18 protein-coding genes are annotated in these 19533 nt (G+C 58.8%); 10 read left to right on the top strand and 8 right to left on the bottom strand.

Features of this window, described 5'->3' with window-relative positions; translation table 11 throughout:
• Window positions 1–14: 14 nt before the first annotated feature.
• Both murJ and ACP8KU_RS11645 read left to right on the top strand, forming a co-directional pair.
• Window positions 15–3452 (top strand): murein biosynthesis integral membrane protein MurJ, encoded by a 3438-nt coding sequence (murJ, locus tag ACP8KU_RS11640; protein WP_284631270.1) that lies wholly within the window; start codon window positions 15–17, stop codon window positions 3450–3452.
• 111 nt (window positions 3453–3563) lie between these two features.
• Window positions 3564–4097 carry a YceI family protein gene (locus ACP8KU_RS11645; RefSeq protein WP_005275938.1) on the top strand — a complete coding sequence of 178 codons (534 nt, stop codon included), beginning with the start codon at window positions 3564–3566 and terminating at the stop codon, window positions 4095–4097.
• A 162-nt stretch (window positions 4098–4259) separates the two neighbouring features.
• Here the strand turns inward: ACP8KU_RS11645 and galE are convergent, their stop codons facing one another.
• Complete coding sequence (gene galE / locus ACP8KU_RS11650; RefSeq protein WP_284642205.1) at window positions 4260–5294, bottom strand: UDP-glucose 4-epimerase GalE; 1035 nt, start codon at window positions 5292–5294, stop codon at window positions 4260–4262.
• Window positions 5295–6064: 770 nt separating this feature from the next.
• Here galE and ACP8KU_RS11655 point away from each other — a divergent pair.
• The 8 genes from ACP8KU_RS11655 to ACP8KU_RS11690 all read left to right on the top strand — a co-directional run bounded on the left by ACP8KU_RS11655 (window position 6065) and on the right by ACP8KU_RS11690 (window position 14453).
• The gene (locus ACP8KU_RS11655; protein WP_005275950.1) at window positions 6065–6370 is read left to right on the top strand and encodes a hypothetical protein; all 306 of its coding nucleotides are present in this window, start codon (window positions 6065–6067) and stop codon (window positions 6368–6370) included.
• 364 nt (window positions 6371–6734) lie between these two features.
• Window positions 6735–7088, top strand: a complete 354-nt coding sequence (locus ACP8KU_RS11660) for a hypothetical protein (protein WP_023016398.1) — start codon at window positions 6735–6737, stop codon at window positions 7086–7088.
• 84 nt (window positions 7089–7172) lie between these two features.
• Complete coding sequence (gene pepN / locus ACP8KU_RS11665; protein WP_484483787.1) at window positions 7173–9692, top strand: aminopeptidase N; 2520 nt, start codon at window positions 7173–7175, stop codon at window positions 9690–9692.
• A 93-nt stretch (window positions 9693–9785) separates the two neighbouring features.
• Complete coding sequence (locus ACP8KU_RS11670; RefSeq protein ID WP_005275963.1) at window positions 9786–10334, top strand: RNA polymerase sigma factor; 549 nt, start codon at window positions 9786–9788, stop codon at window positions 10332–10334.
• 132 nt (window positions 10335–10466) lie between these two features.
• Window positions 10467–11393: a thioredoxin-disulfide reductase gene (gene trxB, locus ACP8KU_RS11675; RefSeq protein ID WP_005275966.1), complete on the top strand. Its 927-nt coding sequence runs from the start codon at window positions 10467–10469 to the stop codon at window positions 11391–11393.
• A 7-nt stretch (window positions 11394–11400) separates the two neighbouring features.
• A complete protein-coding gene (gene trxA / locus ACP8KU_RS11680) occupies window positions 11401–11724 on the top strand; it encodes a thioredoxin (RefSeq protein ID WP_484483788.1) in 324 nt (107 codons plus the stop codon).
• 83 nt (window positions 11725–11807) lie between these two features.
• Entirely contained in the window at window positions 11808–12989 is a 1182-nt protein-coding gene (locus ACP8KU_RS11685; RefSeq protein WP_034653713.1) for an N-acetylmuramoyl-L-alanine amidase, read from the top strand.
• 102 nt (window positions 12990–13091) lie between these two features.
• The gene (locus ACP8KU_RS11690; RefSeq protein WP_023028027.1) at window positions 13092–14453 is read left to right on the top strand and encodes an MFS transporter; all 1362 of its coding nucleotides are present in this window, start codon (window positions 13092–13094) and stop codon (window positions 14451–14453) included.
• A gap of 75 nt (window positions 14454–14528) precedes the next feature.
• Here the strand turns inward: ACP8KU_RS11690 and ACP8KU_RS11695 are convergent, their stop codons facing one another.
• Genes ACP8KU_RS11695 through rpmH form a run of 7 tightly spaced genes read right to left on the bottom strand, consistent with a single transcriptional unit; the run spans window position 14529 to window position 18861 of the window.
• The gene (locus tag ACP8KU_RS11695) at window positions 14529–15569 is read right to left on the bottom strand and encodes a ParB/RepB/Spo0J family partition protein (protein ID WP_284809635.1); all 1041 of its coding nucleotides are present in this window, start codon (window positions 15567–15569) and stop codon (window positions 14529–14531) included.
• A 6-nt stretch (window positions 15570–15575) separates the two neighbouring features.
• A complete protein-coding gene (locus tag ACP8KU_RS11700; RefSeq protein WP_005275982.1) occupies window positions 15576–16424 on the bottom strand; it encodes a ParA family protein in 849 nt (282 codons plus the stop codon).
• Between the two features lie 10 nt (window positions 16425–16434).
• Window positions 16435–17034 carry a 16S rRNA (guanine(527)-N(7))-methyltransferase RsmG gene (gene rsmG / locus ACP8KU_RS11705; RefSeq protein ID WP_237792311.1) on the bottom strand — a complete coding sequence of 200 codons (600 nt, stop codon included), beginning with the start codon at window positions 17032–17034 and terminating at the stop codon, window positions 16435–16437.
• 33 nt (window positions 17035–17067) lie between these two features.
• Window positions 17068–18051, bottom strand: a complete 984-nt coding sequence (yidC, locus tag ACP8KU_RS11710) for a membrane protein insertase YidC (RefSeq protein WP_023028030.1) — start codon at window positions 18049–18051, stop codon at window positions 17068–17070.
• Between the two features lie 13 nt (window positions 18052–18064).
• Window positions 18065–18346 carry a membrane protein insertion efficiency factor YidD gene (yidD, locus tag ACP8KU_RS11715; protein WP_172596733.1) on the bottom strand — a complete coding sequence of 94 codons (282 nt, stop codon included), beginning with the start codon at window positions 18344–18346 and terminating at the stop codon, window positions 18065–18067.
• Window positions 18334–18714: a ribonuclease P protein component gene (gene rnpA / locus ACP8KU_RS11720; protein ID WP_034653281.1), complete on the bottom strand. Its 381-nt coding sequence runs from the start codon at window positions 18712–18714 to the stop codon at window positions 18334–18336. Before rnpA ends, yidD begins: the two co-directional genes overlap by 13 nt.
• A gap of 3 nt (window positions 18715–18717) precedes the next feature.
• Window positions 18718–18861, bottom strand: a complete 144-nt coding sequence (gene rpmH / locus ACP8KU_RS11725; protein ID WP_005275994.1) for a 50S ribosomal protein L34 — start codon at window positions 18859–18861, stop codon at window positions 18718–18720.
• Window positions 18862–19533: the final 672 nt, after the last annotated feature.

The following is a 19533-nucleotide window of genomic DNA, read 5'->3' on the forward strand; positions in this document are numbered from 1 at the left end:
AAGTTGTATCCTCTATGACCGAAAAAGATGGCCGCCAGGCCCACCACGCGGAGAAGGCACCTGCAGGCGCGGTAGACCCCACGGATACCGCCCCCAATGCGGAAGAAAACCGTGTCCCGGTTACCGCCGGCGCGCGCGGCCGCATCGTGCGCGCCTCTCCGCCCGCACCGGTACCAGAAAAGCGGCCCACCCCCTCAGTGCAGAACACCACTGTTCCCCCTGAGGAAGATAAGTCCGCGCTGACTGGCCGCAATGCGGAGATCGAGGCCTCCAATCAGGATGTCATCCGCGCGACGGGAACGATGGCCATCGCCACGCTGCTCTCGCGCATCACCGGCTTCCTACGGCAGATGCTGATCGGCGCCACCCTTGGTGCCACGGTGGGTACGGCCTTCAGTAGCGCCAACCAGATCCCCAACCTGGTCACCGAAATCGTGCTGGGCGCGGTGCTGACCTCACTAGTGGTCCCGGTCTTGGTGCGCGCGGAGAAAGAGGACTCGGACCGCGGCGAAACCTTCGTCCGAAGACTTTTTACCCTGGCGTTTTCCATCCTGGGCATCGTTACCATCCTCTCCGTTATCTTCGCGCCATTCTTAACGAGGATGATGCTGCCTGAAGATTCCAAGGCCAATGCCGTACAGGCAACATCATTGGCCTTCTTGCTCTTGCCGCAGATCCTGTTCTACGGCCTCTTCGCCCTCTTCCAGGCGGTCCTAAATACCAAGAATATCTTTGGCCCTGGTGCCTGGGCGCCGGTGGTCAATAACATCATTTCCATCAGCGTCCTGCTGGCGTATCGCTTCTTGCCAGGCCGCCTCGACCCGCACGATCCTACGCCGGTGGCGGATCCACACATCATGCTGCTAGGCCTGGGCACCACCACGGCGGTGATCGTGCAGTGCTTGATCCTTGTGCCGTACCTGAAAAAGGCCGGCATCAACCTACGCCCGAAGTGGGGCCTCGATGCCCGCATCAAGCAATTCGGCGGCATGGCGCTGGCCATTATTACCTATGTGGCCATCTCCCAGCTGGGTTACGTGGTCACCTCCCGCGTGGCGGCGTATGCCGATGCCGGTGCGCCGCTGGTCTACCAGAACGCATGGCTGATGCTGCAGGTGCCGTACGGCGTTATCGGCGTGACCTTGTTGACCGCCATCATGCCGCGGCTTTCGCGCAATGCCGCCGATGGCGATGTCGATGCCGTGGTGCGCGACCTCACCTTGGGCACCAAGCTGACCTTCATCGCGCTTATCCCCATCGTCATTTTCATGACGGGCTTCGGCGTGCCCATCGCCCGCGCGCTATTCCAATACGGCGCCTATGGCGCAGATAGCGCAGAGCAGCTCGGCCTAACCATCAGTTTTTCCGCCTTTACCTTGATCCCCTATGCGCTGGTGCTGCTGCACCTGCGCGTTTTCTACGCTAGGGAAGAGGCGTGGACGCCCACCTTCATCATTGCCGGCATCACGCTGACCAAGATCGTACTGACCTTGCTGGCACCGCTGATGACCAGTAACTCGGACCGAGTGGTTATCCTCCTCGGTACCGCCAACGGCTTTGGCTTTATCTCCGGTGCGGTTATCGGCGGCTTCCTGCTCAAGCGGAAACTGGGCAGCCTGGGTGGCAAGGCGGTAACCCAGACGGTCATCTGGTCCTCCGGCGCCGGTGCGGTCGGCCTCGTTGTGTCGTGGGCGCTGTACTGGCTTATGCAATTGCTCTTGCCAGAGCAACTGCCGTCGATCGTGTCGCTGGTCAAGGTCGTCGTGCTGGGCATCGTGTTTGTGATTATCACCGGGTTGGTCTTGTCCAAGTCCTCCCTGCCCGAGGTGCAGAACCTGGCGCGCGCCCTCCAGCGCATCCCGGGAATGTCCCGGTTCATCACGGTGGACAGTTCCAAGGCCATCGAGGTCGAGGAACCAGACCTGCAGGAAATCCAGCCGGTCTATACGCAGGATTCCTTCAATGCCACCTTGGTGCCGCCACCGATGTCCGCCGGTATCGTCCGCGGCCCGCGCTTGGTCCCCGGCGCCCCCGTATCGGACGGTCGCTTCCGCCTCCTGCAGGATCACGGCGCTGTATCCGGCGCCCGGTTCTGGCAGGCCCGCGAACAAGCCACCGGCCGCCTCGTGGCGTTAACGTTCGTCGATACCAATACCCAAGCGCCCATCGCGCCATCGACGCCCACAGTCTCTGCCCGCCGCTCCGCCGAAATCTCCCGCAATACGCGGCGTTTGGCCGAGCTCAACCTGGAGACCATGGCGGATAATATCGAGATTTTGTCCTACCGCACCGGCTGCCTGGTGGTGGCGGATTGGTTTGAGGGCACCTCCCTCAAGCAGGTGGCAGAGGCAGATAACCTCGACCCCAACTCCGTTGCCCGCGCTACCGCGCCGCTGTTTGCCGATGCCGCCACGGCCCACGACGCTGGCCTCATCCTCGGCGTGGAGCACCGCGACCGCTTCCGCGTATCCACCTCCGGCATCGTCAAGGTTGCCTTCCCCGCGGTGCTGGATGGGACGTCTGCAGAAAGCGACCGCGAGGCCCTCAGCTCCGCGCTAAGCATGCTGGTCGAATCCACCGAACCATCGCCGAAGAAGCTGCGCGATATTTCCGATGACGCCAACCTCACCGCCGATGAGGCCGCAGAGCGCCTCGAAGAGGCACGGCTGGCCTTTGACGCCGCGGATGCAGAGACCCGCGAAGAGAAGCTGGAAGAGCTGCAGGAGGCGGAGGGGCTGACCTCGGCGGGCATCGCCAAGCGCCTGCGCGAATTCGCCCCGGAAGAGCAGGAAGAAAAGACGGAGGCCCTCCCCGTGGTCGTTGAAGATGAGCCCACGCAGGAAGAGGATCCGAAGCAAGAACCCGGCTTTGGCGGCCGCGGTTACTCGGGCTCCGGCGTCGTGGTCATCGGCATTTTCGCCACCATCTTCGTCGTGGGCATGGCGGCGCTGACGACGTGGGTGATGTCCCTGCTCAGCGATGTAGAAAAGACCAGTTCGGTTACCGAAACCGTGCAGGGCTCCACGATGATCCCGGATACCCCGCCGGTGCACCTCAAGGAATCATCCGCCATCACGGTGCCAGATGGCGAGGATAATGAGCAGCTAATCGATGGCAAGACGATCACCACCTGGTCCACGAAGGAATCCGGTTCCGGCGCCTTGGTCACCCTGGATAACCCGGCCCACCTTTCTGTCATGACCGTGACCCACACCAGGTCCAATGGCGCGCACTACGAAATCTATGGCGTTAATAAAGACGACTTCGATCCCAAGCACCCGCAGCTGAGCTCTCTTCCCAAATTGGCGGAAGGAAAGTTCAAGCACTTAAACGAGGAGCTGGAGCTAAAAGAAACGCCCCAACAATTCGATGCCGCGCTCATAGTCATCACGGAACTGCCTAAGTCAAAAGAGGTCACACTGGGGGAGGTCCAGCTTGTAGGCCATCCTTAATGCCTAGGTCAGCGGGTTGGAAAAAGAATTTTTACTTCAAGGCTTGACTAAAACGCCCAATCGGGTATCGTAGTTGGTGTTACATCAACAACAACGTTAGGAGAAACAATCATGTCCCTCGCAGCAGGTACCTACACCATCGACAAAGAGCACACCGTCATCGGCTTCGTTACCAAGCACGCCATGGTTACCAAGGTGCGCGGCAACTTCGGTGAGTTCGAAGGCACCATCAACGTCGCCGAGAACATCGCTGACTCCACCGCAGAGGCCACCATCAAGGCTGCTTCCATCTCCACCGGCAACGAGGACCGCGACGGCCACGTAAAGAACGAAGACTTCTTCAACGTGGAGGAGTACCCAGAGCTTTCCTTCACCACCACCAACGTCAACGTTGATGAGGACGGCAACGGCACCGTTACCGGTGACCTCACCATCAAGGGCACCACCAAGTCTGTCGACCTCAAGGTTGAAGAGGTCGCTACCGCTGAAGACCCATTCGGCAACTTCCGCTTGGGCTTCGAGGCACAGACCAAGATCAACCGCAAGGACTTCGGCATCGACTTCAACGCTCCGCTCAAGACCGGCGGCGTCCTCGTTTCTGAAGACATCAAGATCGAGCTCGAGGTTTCTGCCATCAAGCAGTAATCGCACTTCTTTGAAAACCTTGGGCTCTCACAGCCTTTGGTTACCAACCGCTAAAGCCCGCGCCGCGTACCCGCCCGGCCGCGGGCTTTAGTCGTTTTCCATGGACCTTGAGTTCAGAGGGTCGAGGCGAATGCCGAAACAGAACGACGTTGACGACATCCATCATGCTTCCCCGGCGTCCATTGCGGTGGACCGTTCGCGAATTAGTACAGACGGGAGTTTTTCTGCCCACTCTAGTGATTCTCTGACCCCGTCTGCGATGCTCAACTCGGCTTGCCAACTGAGGAGCTGTTCGGCCTTGTCGGTCAAAGTCGCACAACCCACGACATCACCGAGCCGCGGAGGAGCTGTCTGCACATTCAGGGGCTTCCCGGTCGCTTGCCCGAACGCGTCGGCGAGTTCGAACACCGTTGTTCCCGTTCCGGTTCCGAGATTAATGATATCGAAACCATCGATCTCGGATCTCGAGATGACCTCGTCGAAGTTCTGAAGCGCCGCCACGTGGGCCCGGGCGAGGTCCCAGACATGCACATAGTCACGAAGTCCGGAACCGTCGCGCGTGGGCCAATCGACACCCGTCACCGTGAATACCCCTCCGCTTCGATACGCCTCGATCATCTTGCCGAGGGCGTGTGTCGGATGTGGATCCTGGAGGCCACTACGCATACTAGGGTCTGCGCCGATCGGATTGAAATAGCGCAACGCGATCGCGTTCATCGCACCGGTGGCAGCGAAATCGCGCAGCACGCGCTCCAACATCCATTTGGATGCCGAGTAGGGACTCTGAGGGGCGACTGCTCCGGACTCGTCGACCATGTAGTCATCACCAGCTTCGTACATGGATGCGGTCGAGCTAAGAATGAAGCGGCGGACTCCGAGACCGGATAGCTCACGCAAAAGCGTCAGTGACTTGGCGACGTTGTTCTCATAGTAGTCGAGTGGCGCGGACACAGATTCAGGAACGACGATTTTCGCCGCACAGTGGATGACGGAATCGATATCTGGATGCTCAGACAGGATGTTCTGCACTACGCAGGTGTCCGCGATATCGCCTTCGTAGTTTGCATACGGCCGTGAGAACTCTTTGAGCCCCTTGCTGTAGTCATCCAAGATGACGGGCGTTATGCCATTGTCCTGGCAACATGCCGCAATGGTCGATCCAATGTATCCTGCTCCACCAGTGATGAGAACCTTCATGCATTATCCTTCAGTCGAATGCCGCGACCTTTAGCCGCGCTCGACAAGAGTATATCTGGTCGCGTCTTCTAGAGTTGTGTCTCAGCATATTTTCCTGTGAGGCAAGTCGGTCGGCAGGTCCACGCGGCAGGCTCTCGTAACCGAGCAGGAGTCCTAGAGACTCGGCCCGTCGACGCCCGGGTCCATTCTCGGAGAACTGGTCGGTCCAGAAGCCCGACCGGTGCCACTGCTGCGGGACTGGCCCGCCTTCGCCGCCCGGAGCTGCTCAGTGATCGAGTACCCGAAGATGGAATCGGTCGCCGATCCCGAGGGATCGGTGTGGGAGGAAGGTCAATGCGCTGTATCTGGCGGAGACGTCGCCGGGTGATTCGGAGACCGGTCACGACCGGTCCACGACTGTCGATGCTACCGATGCTGCTGGTTCCGGGGCCGGCGAGAGTCGGTGGAGTACGCGCGGGATCTCCTGGTCGCGGCGTGCAGCCGGGAGCGGGCAGATGTGACCCCGCACGCGGTGTGGGGCAAGAACTGGGATCGGTGGTTGATGGATCGACTGTCGACGGATCTTACGGTGGATGTTCACCCGTTCGCCGGCACACCGATGGCCGAGGCGATGGAGCACCGGGGTCAGTTGCGGGAAGCACGGCTGGACGCCTACGCCGCCCGGCAGGCCGCTGGTTCAGGTGGCGGCACCGCAGCCGGACGCGCAGCGTCCGCTGCGGGAGGTCGACGACCACCTGCTGCGTCTGGCCGGTGAGTCCTGAGGTCTGCAGTTGAAGGTCAAGCAGGCCAGTGAGCCGCTGGAGCAGGAGGCCACCGCGCTGCGGAAGGTCGAGCAGGACGCCGAAAAACTCACGGCCGCCCAGGAGCAGGCCGATCGGTGTGCCGGACTGCTCCAGGTCGCAGAGGCGCAGTCCCGGGATGCGGAGCAGGCTGCCGGCAGCGGGATCGGGTGGCTCAAGGGTGCCGGGAGGAAGAAGGCCGAGCAGCATGACCTGCACACCGCACAGCGGAAAGTCACCCAGGCGCGGCAGCAGACCGCGGTGGCACAGCAGGACGTGGAGCAGGCAGCCCGATAGCTGACAGTGGCGCAGCATCAGGCGGAGCCACTGCAGCTGTCTCCGCAGCAACGGCAGTCGTGTCAGGAGCAGTTGGCGTTGTATCGGCGTCTTGAAGACGCCGATGAGGTTCACTGGGAGATACTGGACCGTGAGCGCGAGCAAGCTCAGACGGTTGCCGCCGCTGCAGTTGGGAAGGATCTCCCAGCGGCAGAGGACATCGAGGTGGTGTTCGCTGAGTACACCTCACAGAGGCCGGTGGATTTGATGTATGAATCTGCGCCGACGCAAATATACGGGCAGATCTTGATTGTCCAAGCACGAACACTGGTTTCCCCTAAGAATCACCGATAGAATTGCCGGGACGAGGCGCAAGGAGAACACCATGAAAACGGCCACTACTTCACGGGGTATCACCTACGCATCGCTGGGGATATTAGCGGTCTCCTCGTCCCTGTGGGCTATGTACATGCAAGACAATGCATTTGCGATTATTGGCCTGCTTTGTGGAACGGCGGTCACCGCGTGGCAGATTCATCACTATAAGGCGACGATTCCACTTGCCGTTGATTTCATTGCGATAGCCGCGGGGATTGTGTCAGCTGTGGGCTTTGCGCTCCGGGAGAGCCTTTCAAGTTCCGCAATGGCATCGTTTGGCTATGCCACGGCTGGCTCATTGATCGTATACCTTATTCTCGCCGCTATCGCGATTATCAAATCTCGGGAAAGTGAGAGCTGAGCCCGGCAGCACAACACCCCATTTATCGTTTTCACATCCGATATCTCGTTAAATCTCCCACTGCGGTAACTATAGTTTCTAACTATGACGACACAACGCGATAAAACCCAGCACGAGCTACTCCAAGAGCGCGCTGCAGCAGTAGACCTGCGGGCATACCACCTGCACCTAGACTTATCTCAGGTGAAGGAAAGCCCCACGTTCGGCGCGACGAGCCGCATCGAGCTCACCACCACCGAGCCCGAGCTTTTCCTGGACTACCTGGGAGAATCGGTAGAGCAGGTAACGGTTAACGGTCAGGTGCAGGACGTCGATTTTGATGGCAGCCTTATCCGCCTCCACGGGCTACCGGTAGGGGAGGAGCTGACGATTGAGGTCAGTGGCACCTCGCGCTACTCGCGCACGGGCCAGGGTTTGCACCGCATGCACGACCAGGCCGATGACGCGACCTATCTGTACTCACACCTCGAGCCTTCCGATGCCCGCCGCATCTTCCCCTGCTTTGAGCAACCCGACCTCAAGGCGCCGTTCCACGTCACCATGACCGCGCCGAAGGACTGGCAGATCCTCTCCAACCAGCCGGAGACCGAGCGCGAGGAGCACGGGGACAATGCCACGGTCCGCTTTGCGCCCACCCCGCCGCTTTCGACGTACCTCACCTCTTTTGCCGCTGGGCCGTATAAGTATCAAGAACGCACCTGGAACTCGCCGGATGGCGATCACTCCGCGCAGCTGCGCGCCTTTGCCCGCGCCTCCATGTTTGAGTATTTGGACGAGGAAATCCTGGAGCTTACCGCGCAGGGCATGGACTATTTCCACGAGAACTTCGGCTTTGCCTACCCTTGGGGCAAGTACGATTCCATCTTCGTGCCGGAATATAACCTCGGCGCCATGGAGAACCCGGGCCTGGTGACCTTCACGGAAAGCTATATCTTCCGGTCAAAGGCCACGCGCAGCCAGAAGGCCGCCCGCGCAAATACCATTTTGCACGAGATGTCCCACATGTGGTTCGGCGATCTTGTCACCCCGCAGTGGTGGGATGATCTCTGGCTCAAAGAATCCTTCGCGGAGTTCATGGGCGCCGATGCCTCCGTGCACGCCACCGCCTACGAAGAGGCGTGGGTCAACTTCGCCGGCCAGCGCAAAAACTGGGCCTACCTGCAAGATCAGCTTCCCACCACGCACCCCATCAAGGCCGAGATTCCGGACGTGGATGCCGCGCGCCAGAACTTCGATGGCATTACCTATGCCAAGGGCGCGGCGGTGCTCAAGCAGCTCGTGCACTATGTGGGCCGCGATAACTTCTACGCGGGTGCAAGGGATTATTTCCAGGAGCATGCCTTCGCCGCGGCCACCTTCGATGATCTGCTCGCGGCCCTGAAAAAGCACACAGACCGCGACCTCGATTCCTGGTCAAAAGCATGGCTGCGCACCTGGGGTCCAGACACCCTCACCCCGGAGCTGCACACGGAGGGCGAGAAGATCACCGAGCTCGCGGTGAGCGCCGAGGCCGAGGACACGACCCGCCCGCACCGCCTGAACGTGGCGTTTTTTGATGCCTCCTTGAACAAGTACCGCGAGTTCGACATCGACCTTCCCGCCGGCGGCCACCGCACCATCGTCGATCAGGCGGCGGGGGAGAAGGCCCCAGCATTGCTGCTGCTTAACGATGCCGACCACACCTACACCAAGGTCCGCTTCGACGATGCTTCGCTTGATACCATCCGGGATCACCTGTCCGAGGTCCAAGATGGGCTCAGCCGCGCGGTCATCTGGACCTCGCTGTGGAACCTCACCAGGGACGGGGAGTGGAATGCGGAGGAGTACGTGGGGGTCGTCGCCAAGCATGCACCCGCAGAGACCAATGCCACGCTGCTGACCACCGCCTACGGCAATGCGCACTTTGCCATCCAGCACTATGTGGCCGAAGACCGTCGCGAGCAGGTGCGCACCGAGTTCGCCGATGCGCTGTGGAAACAGCTCGGCGCCGCGGATCCGGGCTCGGATGCGCAGCTCATTCTGGCCCGCACCGCCATTGCCGCACTCGCCGCAACGCCGGAGGCCTCCGGCACCGAGCGCCTGCGGGACCTGCTCGCCGGCGCGGTGGAGGGCCTGCGCCTCGATCCGCAGATCCGCTGGTCCATCCTGCGCGCCCTGGCCGCCCGCGACGGCGTCGCATTGGATGAGCTGGAAGCAGAAAAGCAGCGCGATAATACGCTGACCGGCGCCGCCGAATTCTTGGGCGCTAGCCACGCCTTCCCCACGCCGGAGACCAAGCGAGCCGCCTTCGATAGCGCGCTGAGACCAGGGGAGTATTCCAATGCAGAGGTCGATGCCCTGCTGGCCGGCTTCAACGCCCCGCGCTCGGCGGAACTACAAGAAGAATTCGCCGAGGAATTCTTCCGCCGCGTCGAAGACATCTGGGATAATCACCCCATTGAGATCGCCAACCGGCTGATCCGCGGCTTCTACCCGGAATCTTCCATGGCGGAGTCCGCCACCACGGATCTCCTGCACAAGGATCTGCCGGGTGCGCTGCGCCGCGTGCTCCTAGAGTGCCGCGATCACCTGCGCCGCACCCTGCGCGTGCGCGCCCAGCAATAGGCGGTCAATAGACTGTACCGCCGCCGGCTCGCGCCGGAGTTCCCCTCGGGTCACAATTGCTTTAACACTTGTTGATCCGGGGGGAATCTACAGATGCCATTAAGTCCTGACCACAGCGACGAAGAATTAGTTGATGCTTTTATCGAGGGGGATAATAAAGCCTTTTCCGCCATCGTGGAACGCCACCGCAAGCGGCTGACCACCGTGGCGCGGCGTTATACAAGGAATGAGTACGACGCGCAGGATGTCGTGCAAGAAGCCTTCCTGCGCGCCAGCTGCAATCTCCATAACTACCGGCGGGAATCGGCCTTAAGCACGTGGCTGCACCGCCTGGTGAAAAACACCGGCTACGACTATTTAAATCACCGGGCTAATAGGGAAAACGCCTCGCTCGATAGCGATGATTTTGCCGATGATCGCAATCCACTGCTGGCGCATAACCCATCTGAAAACCTTGCCGAGCAGCTCGTCGTCCGCGAGGCCATGGAGCTTTTAAGGCAAGACCAGCGCGAAGCACTCATGCTTACCGATGTCGCCGGGTTCCGCGTCAACGAAGTTGCCACCGCCCAAGGCGTAAAGCCCGGCACCGTTAAATCTCGCCGCGCACGCGCGCGGGAGGTCTTGCGCGAAGCCATCGGTTAACTACATCTCGATATCGCATCATTCTTGCATCAATTTCGCAGCCGCTAGCCTTTACAATATGAACGATTCGCAATCTGGCGGGTAGACTCTTGACGTTACGCAAAATGACACTGTGATTTTAGGGAGTTAGCAATGACCGTCCACGATGTTGCCATCGTAGGTTCCGGACCTGCCGGTTATACCGCCGCGCTTTATGCCGCTCGTGCTGAACTCAGCCCCATTGTATTTGAGGGATTTGAATACGGTGGCGAATTAATGAACACCACCGAGGTAGAGAACTACCCGGGCTTCCAAAAGGGCATCATGGGCCCAGAGCTCATGGAAGAAATGCGCGCACAGTCAATCCGCTTTGGCGCGGATCTGCGCATGGAAGTCGTCGACTCCGTTGAGTTGGAGGGCGATATTAAAAAGCTCCACGTGGGCGATGAGGTATTTGAAGCCCGCACGGTAATCCTCGCCACCGGCGCCGCACCGCGCCACCTTGGCATTCCCGGCGAGGAAGAGCTCTCCGGCCGCGGTGTTTCCACCTGCGCTACGTGCGATGGCTTCTTCTTCAAGGGACACAATATCGCCGTCATCGGCGGCGGCGATTCCGCCATGGAGGAAGCTACCTTCCTGACCAAGTTCGCGGAATCTGTCACCATTGTCAACCGCTCCGAAAACTTCCGCGCCTCCAAGATCATGTTGGACCGCGCCCAGGAGAACGAGCAGATTAAGTGGGAAACCAATAAGGTTGTCGAGCGCGTGCTTGAAGATGACGGCAAGGTCGGCGGCCTAGAGCTCAAGGACGTTGAGACTGGGGAAACCTCCACCTTGGATGTCACCGCCATGTTCGTGGCCATTGGCCACGATCCGCGCTCGTCCTTCCTCAACGGCCAGGTAAAGCTGAACGATAACGGCTACGTTGAGGTTGATCAGCCCTCCACTAAGACCTCCCTGCCTGGCGTTTTCGCTTGCGGTGACTTGGTAGATGATCACTATCAGCAGGCCATCACCGCCGCAGGATCTGGCTGCCGCGCTGCCATGGATGCGGAACAATTCTTGGCTGCAAACCGTTAGATCCAGTATGAGTAACGTCAAAAAGGTAACCACTGAAACATTCCGTTCTGATGTCATCGAGTCGGATAAACCCGTCGTCGTAGACTTCTGGGCGGAATGGTGCGGGCCATGCAAGAAGCTGTCTCCGATCTTGGAAGAGGTCGCAGATGAGCTCGACGGTGAGGTCACCATCGCCAAGGTCAACGTCGATGAAGAACGAAACCTCGGTGCCATGTTCCAAATCATATCCATCCCAAATGTATTGATTTTCAACAATGGCGAGAAGGTCGATGAGTTCGTTGGCCTGCGTTCTAAAGATGACATCGTGGCGCAAGTGAAAAAGCAGTTATAGCTGTTAATCTTGTTACTAAAGTTAACGAGTAGGAAATCTGCCATGCGGCCCAAAGTCCTAGGGCCGTGGAAGGGGTGAAAGGCGTGAATCGCGTTCTTCGGGTTGGTGATTCAAGTGTGCGCGTAGCTGAAGCTCGCGCCACCTTGGCTCGCCTTGGCCTCTTATCAGATTTCACGGGGGAACTGTCTGCCTGGAAAAAGCAGAAGTACTCCGAGACTGATAAGACCTTTGATGCCGATCTCGCTGAAGTGCTCAAGGCATTTCAGCAGTCGCGCGGCATCCTCCCAACGGGAGAGATCGACGATCTCACCCTGCGCGAGTTACGCCAAGCCTCATATACCCTGGGTAGCCGTGTATTGAGCTACGAGCCCACCAATGCCTTGGTGGGCGATGACATCTCGCAGTTGCAGCAGCAACTGCAAGAGCTTGGGTTTTATCAAGACCGCGTCGATGGCCATTTTGGCCGCACTACCCACGCCGCGCTCACCGAATACCAGCACAACTGCGGGCTGCAGGAAGACGGCGTGTGTGGGCCCGCGACCATTCGCGCGCTCAGCTTACTCGGCCGCCGCATCACCGGCGGTTCGGCGCACAATATTGTAGAACGCGAGCGCGTGCGCAATGCCGGGCCGAAGCTGGCGGGAAAGCGCGTGGTCATTGACCCTGCGCTCAGTGGCCGGGACTCTGGCTTCACGGTCAAGGGCCGTTTTGGTGATATTTCTGAGCAAGAAATTCTATGGGATCTCACCCAGCGCATCGAAGGCCGCATGATCGCCGCCGGCATGGAGACCATTATTTCGCGCCCCCGCACCGATGATGCGGACGTGCAATCCCGTGCCGAGCTGGCTAATGCCTTTGATGCCGATATGGTCATCTCTTTGGCGTGCGATTCTTACCCCAATGAGAAGGCCCATGGCGTAGCCACGTTCTACTTTGGTTCCGAATCCGGAAACTCCTCACTCATTGGTGAAACCCTGTCTGGCTTCATCCAGCGTGAAATCGTGGCCCGCACCGATCTGCAGGACTGCTCTAACCATGGCCGTACCTGGGATCTCTTGCGCCTGACGCAGATGCCGGTGGTACAGATCTTTTTGGGTTATCTCACCAACCCTGAGGACGTCAAAATCCTGACCAACCCTAAGCGCCGTGATGATATTGCAGAAGCAATCGTCATCGCCGTCAAGCGCATGTACCTCATGGAGCAAGACACCGCCATTACCGGCACCTACAAATTCTCCGAGCTGCTTCAGGCGGAGCAGGCTTAGCCCCTCCTCACTAGGTTTGGGGCGCAAGCATTCTTTTGTGGCTGAGCCACCGTGTAATATCAGTCCAGTTATTGACTACTACACAGTGAATGGATTCCCATTATGGGCAGCTCAACCTCCGCCCCAATTTCCACAAAAGAAACCCGCCGCGTGGTAGCTGCCACCACAATCGGAACCGCGATTGAATGGTACGACTACTTTCTCTATGCCGCGGTTGCCGGCCTGGTATTCAACCAGGTGATGTTCGGCCCCTTAGAAGGCGGGGTAGCGAGTATCGTCTCCTTCGCCTCCGTGGGCCTATCTTTCCTTTTTCGCCCACTTGGCGCGTTCCTAGCGGGACATTTCGGTGACCGTCTTGGCCGCCGCCTCGTTCTCATGGTCACCCTTTTTGCCATGGGCGGGGCCACCACACTGATTGGCCTCCTGCCTACCTACGATACGGCGGGAGTATGGGCTCCCATCCTGTTGATTTTCCTCCGCATCATTCAAGGCATTTCTGCCGGGGGAGAGTGGGGTTCCGCGGTACTGCTTGCAGTTGAGCACGCTCCCAACGATAAGCGCGGCCTCTTCGGTGCTGGACCACAGGTCGGAGTCCCCATCGGCCTACTGATGTCCTCTGGCGTGCTGTCCATCATGAATATCATCGCACCAGGGGATGCCTTCCTTGAATGGGGTTGGCGCGTGCCGTTCTTGCTCTCCTTCGTCCTAGTGATCATCGGCTACGCGGTCCGCGTCGGCGTGGATGAATCACCGGTCTTTCAGGAGATCTCGGATAATAAGAAACGCGAAGCGGCAAACCCCATTGGTATCTTGTTCAAGCGGTATTTCCCGCTTGTCCTCGTCGCGGCCCTAGTCTTTGCAGGAAATGGCACCGTGGGCTATATGACCACCGGTGGCTATATCCAAAATTACGCCACCAACCCCGAGGGCCCGGTCTCGCTCGCGCGTGGCGATGTCCTCAATGCCGTCACCCTATCCGCCTTCACGTGGCTTATCTTTACCCTTTTCGCCGGCTGGTTATCGGATTATATCGGGCGCCGCGCGACGTATCTCATCGGATTTGTCATTCAAGCAATCGGCGCAGCGGCCCTTTTCCCGCTGGTAAATACAGCGTCCCTAGGATTGCTGTATGCCGCCCTCATTTTCCTGACGGTAGGCCTCGGCTTAACCTACGGTGCGCAATCTGCCATGTATACCGAGCTTTTCCCCGCATCCATCCGTGCCTCGGGCGTATCGATTACCTATGCCATCGGCTCCGTCCTCGGCGGCGCCTTCGCCCCGATGATCGCCGCAGCATTGGTAGAAGCAACGGGCACGACCTTTGCGGTATCCGTCTATCTTGTCTCCGCAAGCATCGTCGGATTTATTGCGGCCCTACTCCTGCGCGAGCGCAAGGGCATTCCGCTTGGCGCCGAATACGAGGAAGAACAAGCCAAGGGCCACTTCATCTTTTCTAAGAAATAGTGCCCTCGCTCTAAAGAGGAGGGCACTCACCTTGCGGAAGTGGCAGGCACCTGGGGAACCTGCCACAGGAGCCAGTTATTTATCCCGCTCCATCAGCGCCATGATGCGCTCGAAATCTTCCTGGTCGCCGAATTCTACGACCATCTTGCCCTTGCGCTTGCCCATGGTCACGGTGACCTTGGTATCGAAGCGATCCGAGAGGCGCTCAGCCGAGTCGGTGAAAAATTGCGGCTGCGGTACCTGAGACTTCTTCTTATTCTCCGCAGGCTTCCCGTCGCGCTTATACAGCGTCACGGCTTCCTCTGTGGCGCGCACGGACAGGCCTTCCGAAATAACCCGGTCCGCGATGTAGTCCATCGCTTCCTTATCGTCCAGGCCCAAGATAGCGCGCGCGTGACCGGCCGAGAGGGTGCCTGCGGCGACTCGCTTTTGTACATCCACCGGCAACCGCAGCAGGCGGAGCATGTTGGTCACCTGCGGGCGGGAGCGGCCAATACGGTCTGCTAGTTCGTTCTGGGTAACGCCGAACTCTTCCAAAAGCTGCTGATAGGCGTGCGCCTCTTCCAAAGGGTTGAGCTGGACGCGGTGGATGTTTTCCAGCAGGGCATCGCGAAGCAGATTGTCATCTTTGGTATCGCGCACGATGGCGGGAATGGTGGCCAAGCCAGCCTTGGAGGAAGCGCGCCAACGGCGCTCACCCATGATGAGCTCAAATCCGCCCTCCTCGGAGGGACGGACGACGACCGGCTGCAGGAGGCCGAATTCGCGGATGGAATGAACCAGCTCGCTGAGCTCATCCTCATCAAAAACGGTGCGCGGCTGCTTGGGGTTCGGGACGATTTCCCCCACGGAAATCTCGCGGTAGGTCGCCCCGATTGCTGCCGGCGTAGCTTGCCGCTTCTTGGAGGACTTGGGCCCAGAACCTTGTTGAATGGTGGGAGCACCCTTCACGCGCTTCTCACCGCGTGCCTTGCGCTCGCTGTTGCCCGTGGAATTTCCCAGGATAATATCTGCGGCGGAATCACCCAGCCGTGGCTTGCGGGTAGGTGCATCGGGGCCGGACGGGATGAGAGCAGCCAAGCCTTTGCCTAGGCCACCTTGCTTTTGTTCTGCCATGAAATCCTATCCTTCCAATTCCGCATAAATTTCGGGGCTCACGCCAATCGCTCCCGTGGTGGGATGTGGGCGATAATCACCGCGCCTGTTGAGCTCGCGAGCCGCCGCGAGATACGCCCGTGCACCGGTGGATGAAGGGGCGTAATCAATGACCGTAGTCCCGTAACCAGGCGCCTCTGAGACGCGCACAGAACGCGGGATGACGTTACCCATGACAACGGCGCCAAATTGCTCGCGAACGTTATCGGCTACATCCTCGGCCAAACGCGTACGTGCATCATACATGGTAAGGAGCACCGCAGAGATATGCAGATCTTCATTGAGGTGCTCGCGAATCATCGTGATATTGCCCAATAACTGGCCCACGCCCTCCAGTGCGTAGTACTCGCACTGGATAGGAATGATGACTTCCTCCGCACACGTCATGGCATTGATCGTCAGCAAGCCCAAAGATGGCGGGCAATCAATAAAGACGTATTCAAAGCCGTGTTCTTCTAGGAACCCTTTATGGAGGGCATCGTAAAGCCGAAACTCGCGGCGGACGAGGGAGACCATCTCAATTTCTGCGCCGGCAAGATCGATGGTCGCGGGGATGCAATAAAGGTTGGAATTATGCGGGGAAGCCTGCATGGCCTTTTCCGCAGTGCAATCGCCCAAGAGCAATTCATAGCTGGAATCGGTTCCTGAGCTATGTTCCGCGCCCATGGCGGTCGATGCGTTTCCCTGGGGGTCAAGGTCAATGACCAATACCTTCTTGCCTTCAGTAGCAAGGGCTGCGGCCAAGTTAGCGGCGGAGGTGGTTTTACCTACGCCGCCCTTCTGGTTGGCAATGGTGATAAGGCGCGGATTAGTCATGCCGTCTACTTTAGTTCACGCGCGGGACACGGATAATCGTGGTTCCGTGAACGGTCGTGACCTCGGCCTTTCCGCCGCCGGCCTTCTTAATATCCGCGGCATCGCGCTCCAGCTCTTCGTGTACAGAAGAACCTTTCAGCGCGATCATTTCCCCGCCTTTGCGCACCAGGGGAAGAGACCACTTTGCCAGCTTTCCCAGGGGAGCTACCGCGCGGGAGGTCACCACGTCTGCGCCGGCCACTGCCTTCTTAATGGGGCCTTCTTCGGCGCGCCCGCGCAGCACGGTGACGTTATCTAATCCCAGGTTTTCGGTTACCTCGTTGAGGTAGTTATAGCGCTTCAAAAGCGGCTCAATGAGCGTGATGTGCAGATCGGGGCGGGCGATGGCAAGCGGGATGCCGGGCAGCCCGGCACCAGAGCCGACATCGATAACCCTGGCGCCTTCCGGAATGACTTGTTCAATAACTGCGCAGTTTAAGATGTGGCGCTCCCACAGCCGCGGTACCTCGCGCGGGCCGATAAAACCACGAGTGGACCCGTCTGTAGCGAGCGAATCGTGGTATTCCTGCGCGAGCGGCAGGCGAGAGCCAAATACTGCAGACGGGTCCATCTCGGACACTATGAGAATCTCCTCAGTAGCTGTTTAATTGTCGTTCTTCCGCTGTTTCTTCGTGCGGTTGTCTTTCTTGCGAGCGCCTGGCTTTGGAGCGGTAGTGCGCTTGGCCTCAATCTTAGCGGCCTCTTCCTCTTCTTCTTCGCGGTCCATCTTGCCGTAGATGATGCGGGTCTGGAAGAAGGTCCACACGGTGTTGGACAGCATGTAGAACAGCAAACCGATGGGCCAGATGAAGCCGGAGAAGATCAGCATTGCGGGCATGACCCACAGCATCATCTTGGACATCATGGCCATCTGCTGCTGCATCATTTCCGCATTCTGACCCTGCGGGGCGGAAGTCTTGCCCTGGGCGCGGCGCTTTTCCTGGCGGTTCAGGCTCATGCGCGCGTTGAAGTGCATCAGCACGACAATCACGGCAATCATCGGCACGATGATGAACGCCGCCTGGGTGGTGGTGGTAACACCTTCCACCAAGGGCGAGTTCAGGCGCAGGTTTGTCACCAGCGGAACGCCGAAGATCTTGGCGTCCAAGAACTGCTGGACGAGCTCCGGCTTAAAGATGTAGTTCGCGGTATTGGCATTGTCCTCAATGGACATCGGCTCGCCGCTGGGGTGTCCAAAGCCGCCGGCTACAGACACCGTGCGGTCGAACGAGCGCAGCACGTGGAAAAGACCAATGAACATTGGAATCTGCACCAAGACCGGAAGGCAGCCGGCCATCGGGCGGACGCCAGCGTCCTTATAGACCTTCTGCATTTCCTGCGCGGCGCGAGCCTGATCCTTGCCGTACTTCGCGCGGATTTCCTGCACCTTGGGCTGGATTTCCTGCATCTTGCGCGAAGATCGAATCTGGCTCACGGTGGGCTTGACCATGAGCGCCTTCAGCGTCCAGGTCAGCAGCACGATGGCCAAAATCCACGTAATGCCCCAGGCGGGATCCATTACGAGGGATAGCAGCCAGTGCCAGAACCATAAAACGGCCGAAATTGGCCAGTAAATGAAATTAAGCACGAGTGTTTAATCCTCAGTTGTTGTTGGTGACCGGTACCGGGACTGGATCGAATCCGCCCGGATGCCAGGGCCCACATTTGCACACCCTAGCCATTGCCATCGCCGTACCTTTAAGCGCGCCATGTCTGGACAACGCCTCTAAGGCGTAAGCACTGCATGTCGGTTCGAACCGACAGGTTGATACCATCTTAAGGCCCGAGACATGTTTTTGGTAGAAACGAACCGCTTTAACCAGCGGCGCGGCCAGTCCGGAGGCTGCAGGAATTTCTTCCCCACGGGTATTTAAATATCCCATTGCTTGCGCAGCGCCTTAGTAATATCTTTTTCTAATTGCTCACTGGTGGCGGTCGCGCTGGCAGGTAGCGCACGGATGACAACATCCACGCCCGCTGGGAGCTTGGGGATGAGCGTCATGCACACATGGCGAAGCCGCCGGGAGGTGCGGTGGCGTACCACTGCATTCCCGACGGCTTTAGAAACAATGAGGCCGAATCGCGGCCCAGTGGCCGCGATCTCGGCCGGATTGCCCATGGTGCCATTGGAATTCGCACTCATGGTGTCGCGCGCATGCACGACGACGGTGCGAGTGCCCTGCCGGCGACTGCCCTTCATCGTCCGCCGAAATTGCGGCGGTGATGTGAGCTTGTGGTGGGCTGGCAGCATGACTTATGCGGACAGCTTTGCGCGGCCCTTCTTGCGGCGAGCGGCCACAATTGCACGACCGGAACGGGTGCTCATGCGAGTGCGGAAACCGTGCTTACGTGCACGGCGACGGTTGTTCGGCTGGAACGTGCGCTTACCCTTTGCCACGTCAATTCTCCTTGAAGTTGTACGTGGACATACTGCCGCCTGAAAACGGCAGCACATCCACTGATGAATGGATTCCATGAACCTGACGCGTCACTGTTATCCAAATGCTCGGCGAGCCTTGGTAGCCCAGCCAATGCGAAGTGACGCCGTCCTGTTCATACGCAACTCTCTGTTGCAATAGACCATGCCAGATTACGTGATTTAAACCGCTGGGAACAAATCGACACCCGGTTACACCCGAAATTACATAAGTGTTTTTTCCTGCAGCTAGAGGGCCAGTTTTCGCGCTCATGCTGCGGCTAATCCTTCGCGCCGCAACCCTCCATAGCATTTTGCATTTTAAGTATAAATCCTCCGTTAGACACACCCGCCTTCGCGGCGGTAGAACTAAGGAATCGAATTCCACAGCAAGCTAACCGCTGTGGATAACTCTAAATAACCACTTGAGAGTTTTACTGTTTCCGCAGTACAACGCCATAAAGTAGGCTATCACAAGTTATCCACAGCCATGCACTAAGCTGTGAATAACTATTTCTTCCACACCTGTGGATAACTCTGTGGAGATCGAGGTGACTCGATAAAAACCACTGTGAAAACCGCGGTGGAATCCACCGTGGAATTTGTTATTTACTGTCCACCCGTCCCCGAGAGAATTATTGAAGGTAGCCCGTT

This window comes from Corynebacterium sp. LaCa_282 (genome assembly GCF_057198125.1).